The 5,418-nt window shown below is 39.4% G+C and carries 6 protein-coding genes; all 6 read right to left on the reverse strand.

Translation table 11 applies throughout. The features are described 5' to 3' along the window. Positions 1–201: 201 nt before the first annotated feature. The gene (locus H5202_RS17480; protein ID WP_182773204.1) at positions 202–1,632 is read right to left on the reverse strand and encodes a sigma-54 dependent transcriptional regulator; all 1,431 of its coding nucleotides are present in this window, start codon (positions 1,630–1,632) and stop codon (positions 202–204) included. A gap of 490 nt (positions 1,633–2,122) precedes the next feature. Next, positions 2,123–2,527, reverse strand: coding sequence for a flagellar export chaperone FliS (gene fliS / locus H5202_RS17485; RefSeq protein ID WP_123883931.1), 405 nt, complete (start codon positions 2,525–2,527; stop codon positions 2,123–2,125). 6 nt (positions 2,528–2,533) lie between these two features. Further along, on the reverse strand, positions 2,534–2,878 hold the full coding sequence (locus H5202_RS17490) for a flagella biosynthesis chaperone for FliD, FliT (protein ID WP_182773205.1): 345 nt from the start codon (positions 2,876–2,878) through the stop codon (positions 2,534–2,536). A gap of 87 nt (positions 2,879–2,965) precedes the next feature. Continuing rightward, entirely contained in the window at positions 2,966–4,330 is a 1,365-nt protein-coding gene (gene fliD, locus H5202_RS17495) for a flagellar filament capping protein FliD (RefSeq protein WP_182773206.1), read from the reverse strand. Positions 4,331–4,395: 65 nt separating this feature from the next. Next, on the reverse strand, positions 4,396–4,821 hold the full coding sequence (locus tag H5202_RS17500; RefSeq protein WP_182773207.1) for a flagellar protein FlaG: 426 nt from the start codon (positions 4,819–4,821) through the stop codon (positions 4,396–4,398). 251 nt (positions 4,822–5,072) lie between these two features. Next, positions 5,073–5,418 (reverse strand): flagellin (locus H5202_RS17505; protein ID WP_259397369.1); only part of this gene is annotated, 346 nt, incomplete at its 5' end.

Consider the following 5,418-nt stretch of genomic DNA (forward strand, 5'->3'; position numbering starts at 1 on the left):
TCACAATACTTAATCACAATACTTAATCACAATACTATCTAGTGGTAACAATATATTACTTCTCAAGTTAAAAACATTTGCTGTGCTAAGCTATTATCTGAAGCACTAGAAACATGAGATCATTAATTTTTCAGTTACTGATAAAACGAAAAAACACACCTGAGGGTGTGTTTTTATAAAATCCAAAATTCAGATAATGGTCTAGTCTTTACTCAAACCATATTTACGCATTTTTTCGACTAATGTTGTACGACGAATACCCAACATTTCAGCGGCTCTTGCTACAACACTATCTTGCTGCTCAAGTGCTTGACGGATCATGTCAATTTCTAATTCCGCTAGTAAGTCTTTTAAATTAACCCCTTCTGGCGGCAATTCACTAGGGAAACGCGTTTCTGGTATTTCTACAGGCTCTTCATCACTGAATATTGAAGCTAAAGCATCGCGCTCCAATTGTTCTTCACTGATTTCAACACAATATTCTGGTACATCAATGTAACGGTATTTATGCGGTAAATCATTAACGTCAACTAATCCACCAGGGAATAAGATGGTTAAACGCTCGACCAAGTTTGATAATTCACGCACATTACCAGACCAAGGGTGTTCTTTTAACGATTCAATCGCGCGTTGAGTAAAACGAACCTTACCGCGGCCTTCATTAAACACTCGGCTAACTAATTCGTGCAACAGTAGCGGCACATCATCACGACGCTCACTTAAACCAGGCATCTCAATTGGGAACACATTGAGTCGATAATATAAATCTTCACGAAATGTGTTATCTACAATCATGGTTTCAAGGTCACGATGCGTTGCGGCAACGATACGCACATCGGTAGCAATTGTTTTACTGCCACCAACACGTTCAAATACCTTTTCTTGCAACACACGCAACAACTTAACTTGCATTTGCAGCGGCATATCACCAATTTCATCTAAAAAGAGCGTGCCACCTTCAGCCAATTCAAAACGGCCTTTACGAGATGATATCGCCCCAGTGAAAGAGCCTTTTTCATGGCCAAATAATTCACTTTCAAGTAATTCAGCAGGTATAGCGCCACAATTGACCGGAATAAACGGCCCATCTCGTCGTTCAGATAAATAATGAATATTACGCGCTACAACTTCTTTACCGGTACCCGATTGACCCAGTACTAATACTGTCGCATCAGAGCTTGATACTTGGTTAATCAAATGACGGACTTTAGCAATACCTTCACTGCGCCCGACTAAGCTTCGGAATAGCTTGGTTTGATTACCATTAGTTAAAGTATGTTCTCGCTTGGCCTGGCCAAAAACTTGGCAAAAATGCAGCAGTTCGGTCAATTGCGGATAATTTATCGGCTCTTCAATTGTTCCGAGCATATTGGATAAATTGATATCGGTATCGCCTAACAACAACATCGGTTGCCAGGGCACTATAGCGGCTATGTTTTTGATACTCTCGACGCAGATATTTTCATCAACAATGACAACAGCGCGATACCGAGATTGCTCGATCAGGGCTAGAAAAGATTCATTAGAGACAATTTCGCACTGCTCGCCTAGGAATTCGAAAATGCAGCACAAACGAGTCACGCGCTCTGATGGGGTACCGACAATTAAAATTCTTTGTTCTATTTGCATCATTCAGAAGGCCAAAAGCTCTTGTTATAGGTATTGATTCGGGATGATTATGCCGCATATCGCCACATAAACCAAAGTACATTGCCGTCATTAAAACTGACAACACTGCCATTATTCTAGCATTATTCCTAAAACAGGATCGTTAATCAGCTAAATAGCGTGAAGAAAAACGAACTCAATGATAAATATTGTATTATCAGCCCATCATAAGCAAGCATCAGTTACATTTTATCTACAACAGATAGCATTTTATGTTAAAAATGATGTTTTTTCATTCAAAAAATCTAATGGAGCAAGTTTTGTTTTGGTGGTGAGGTTAGATATCGACTCGCTAGAAACACTCTCTCATGGAAAATAGATGATGCTAATGAATTAGCTTTATTAGGTATTTAACATTGATACATGAATTGCATGTAAAAAAATAAATACTAAGCCAGATAGCAAAAAAGACGCTAGGCGTCTTTTTTAGTTTAAATACAGTATTCGGTAACGATTAACTCGCTTCAGAAGTTAACTCGTGCATATCTTGTGGGATGGTATCCCAACCTTCTTTAATGGTTCTGAGTAACGCAGAAACCTCTTCGAGCATCTCTATATCATTAGCGACATTAGCCTCAGATAATCGTCTCAACATGTATTCGTAAAGCGAATCTAAATTAGCAGAAACATCAGCACCAGCATCCATGTTTAGGCTACCGCTCAACCCAGCAATAATACTAACGGCTTTACCGATATTCTCGCCTTTTTGCGCGGGGTTTTTCTGTTGGATTGCATATTTAGCTTGTGCAATACGCTGCAATGCGCCTTCAAACATCATTTGTATAATGCGATGTGGCGAAGCCACCGCTATTTCGCTTTCTAGCGATACTTTTCGATATGACTGTAATGAGCTTCTCATAAATACCTACCTATCTGAATCAATACTCTTATAAACATTAACTTGGCGTTGGTTTTTCTTGCCTAGATGTATCTCAGAATGCAAACTGTTTAACACTAGCTTTGCTTTCACTTCAAGGCTTAATGTCAACTCCAATTGACGCTCCAAATAATCTCTTTGCACAAACGAATCATCCGCAATCAAAACATTCAATAACTTTTGACGCTTAGTAACCAACTCCTGCAAATTCAATACCAACTCATCAAACTCTTCGATATCATTTTTACTTTTCAATCGATTTAATACTGTCTTGCATTGTTCGCTGGTAGCATCCAAATCATCAATTAGCACTTGTTGCTCTGTTGTGGTCATTTGATTTTCATCTCGATATTATCTTTTAAAAAAATTGATTAAATAGATTTACTAAAAGGTTGTTCAAACGGTTAATTAACAATTCGATTAATTATTTTGTTTAACTAGTCCAGGAAGTGAATCGAGTCGTGATTGTATATCGGAACTCTGGGTACTTAATTGACCGACAATCAAATCCATATAGTTATATTGTTTAAACAAACGCGCTTCAAATGCCGCCATTTTTCGCGCAAATACCTCACGCTGATCACTCAAACGCTCTAAATTACCGTCTAGGGAGCTATCTCGGCTATCAATAATGGAGCCAGTGCCAACATACGAATCAAGATAACCGTCTAATTTTGCAGCCACACCTGTATCTTCTGCGGTAAACATTTCTTTAATGCCAGTAACATTGCTTTTTAATGCGGCTGTTAAAATTTCGTCATCTATTTCTAAGGTGCCACTACGTGTGGTGGTAATGCCGATAGAAGCAAGTGATAAATTACCATCAGATGTTGAGAATGCAGATGAAATCACCCCACGTAATTGACTCTGTATGCTACGGGGCAAAGAGTCGCCCTGCAAAGCTCCCGCTTTTTGGGTGTCTGGATTATAACCGGTTAAGCCAGATATGATTTCTGCCATTGAATTAAAGGATTCAACAAACGCGTTAATACCACTTTTAATTGAACTGGTATTTTGTGCTACGGTCAACGTGGTTGGCTTGTCGATATCGGCGTCTTTAAGATTAAGGGTCACACCATCAATGGCGCCCTCTACAGTATTACTACTCGAAGTAAGCTTTAAACCGTCAATGTATATAATTGAATCTTTGGCTGGTTGTAATTCGGTCATGGTAAAAGTATCGGCCAAAACAGTGCCAGAGCCAGTATCGGTTGATGAAACCGTTACATTGTTGGCAGTACCTGTTTTGTTAGAGGTTAATACCAATTTTGCACCATCATCACTGTTGACTATGGTAGCGGTTACACCAACATTATTTTCAGCAGCATTTATTTTTGCTACCAGTGTTTGTAAGGTATCTTCAGCGGTGACCGCGACATCAAAGCTACTACCATCAATAGCAAAATTTAACGAGCCTGCATCTAAAGGTGCTGTTACGTCACTCACTGCCACAGAGCCAACTTTTTGACTAACTGCCAACTGCTCAACTACCACACTATAGCTGCCTGATACGGCATCATCAGTAACTGACGCACTTAAATAAGTACTTTTTGACAGTTTTACACTCTGGCTTTCAAAGGAATCTGCTTTTGAAAGAAAACTTAGGCTGTCTTGAAATTCAGATAAGGCATTTTTTAAAAAGCCTAGTGCTGATATCTCGGCATTAATTGCACCCTCTTTTGAGTTAAATTGAGCCAATTTAGGAGCCTGCTCAGAGGTAACTAAAGCAGATACTATACCGTTAATGTCTAGTCCAGATCCTAGTCCAACCGATGTTAACCCCATATTTACCTCAACTTATCTCTTAAAAAGTATCATTATCTTTTTTTAAAAATTCAACAGAAGGCTAATTAGGCTTCCGTTCTCATCAACAGCCCTTTTACATCAAGCAATTTTTGAGCCAGCTCTAACGCTTCATCATTGGGGATTTGACGTATAAGTTCACCCGTATCGATGTCCATTACTTTTACAATAGCGGAGCCAGAATCATCATCAACCGAAAATGCCAAACCTTTATTCATTATCGACATGACCTCTGATAACTGCTCAACCACCGCAGCCAATGCTTCAGTTTGGGATTGCTCTTTTTTAGTCTCGGCAGCTTGTTCCGTTTCAGTTATCGCCTTATTCAGCGACACTTTATCGACTTCTGGCACATAAGCGCTTTTTTCAGTAGCTAACTGCTGAGCAATATTTTTATCTGATGTTGTTTCAGGTCTATTTGTTACCGTAGGACTTACAGGCGAGCTTGTAATACCCAGTGAATTATTATCCATAACATCCTCCAATTACCGCAATATTTTAACGTCACGCTAAGGTCAAGCCATTATAAGCTAACATCAATCACTAATATGCAATAGCCTATAGGCACCGTACCTGTAAATTGATAATCGCATAAAGCAAAAAAGGAAGATTCATCTGTGAATCTTCCTTTTTCCATTTGCCGTTATGTTACCGATTCACTCAGTGCTTAACAGTCAATCATCTACTTATCATTCACTGGTTGTAATAGTGATTGCAGTAGCGATTATAGTAGTGACAACGCAACTTGTGGTAACTGATTTGCCTGCGCCAACATCGCTGACGAAGCCTGAGACAGAATCTGCTGCTTACTTAGTGCCGCACTTTCTGAGGCAAAATCCACATCTTGAATACGGCTACGCGCATCTGTAACGTTATTCTGAATATTGCTCAAGTTATTAATAGTAAAGTCCAAGCGGTTTTGCGTTGCACCGAGGTCCGCTCGATTGCTATCAATTTGAGCTATTGCAGCATCAATAGTAGTAATAGCATCCTGCGCCCCCTTTGATGTACCAATATCTACTGCATCTATGTCTGAAAGCGCTGAACCGGTTATATTCAAAGTCGCCCCA

Origin of the sequence: Shewanella sp. SG41-4 (assembly GCF_014164505.1) — a bacterium.
Taxonomy (GTDB): Bacteria; Pseudomonadota; Gammaproteobacteria; order Enterobacterales; family Shewanellaceae; genus Shewanella.

What these genes read in the sequence shown, in the direction of transcription:
- fliD (WP_182773206.1), bottom strand. Translation starts at nt 4,330, where the DNA reads ATGGGGTTAACATCGGTTGGACTAGGATCTGGACTAGACATTAACGGT.
- fliS (WP_123883931.1), bottom strand. Translation starts at nt 2,527, where the DNA reads ATGAGAAGCTCATTACAGTCATATCGAAAAGTATCGCTAGAAAGCGAA.
- H5202_RS17490 (WP_182773205.1), bottom strand. Translation starts at nt 2,878, where the DNA reads ATGACCACAACAGAGCAACAAGTGCTAATTGATGATTTGGATGCTACC.
- H5202_RS17500 (WP_182773207.1), bottom strand. Translation starts at nt 4,821, where the DNA reads ATGGATAATAATTCACTGGGTATTACAAGCTCGCCTGTAAGTCCTACG.
- H5202_RS17480 (WP_182773204.1), bottom strand. Translation starts at nt 1,632, where the DNA reads ATGATGCAAATAGAACAAAGAATTTTAATTGTCGGTACCCCATCAGAG.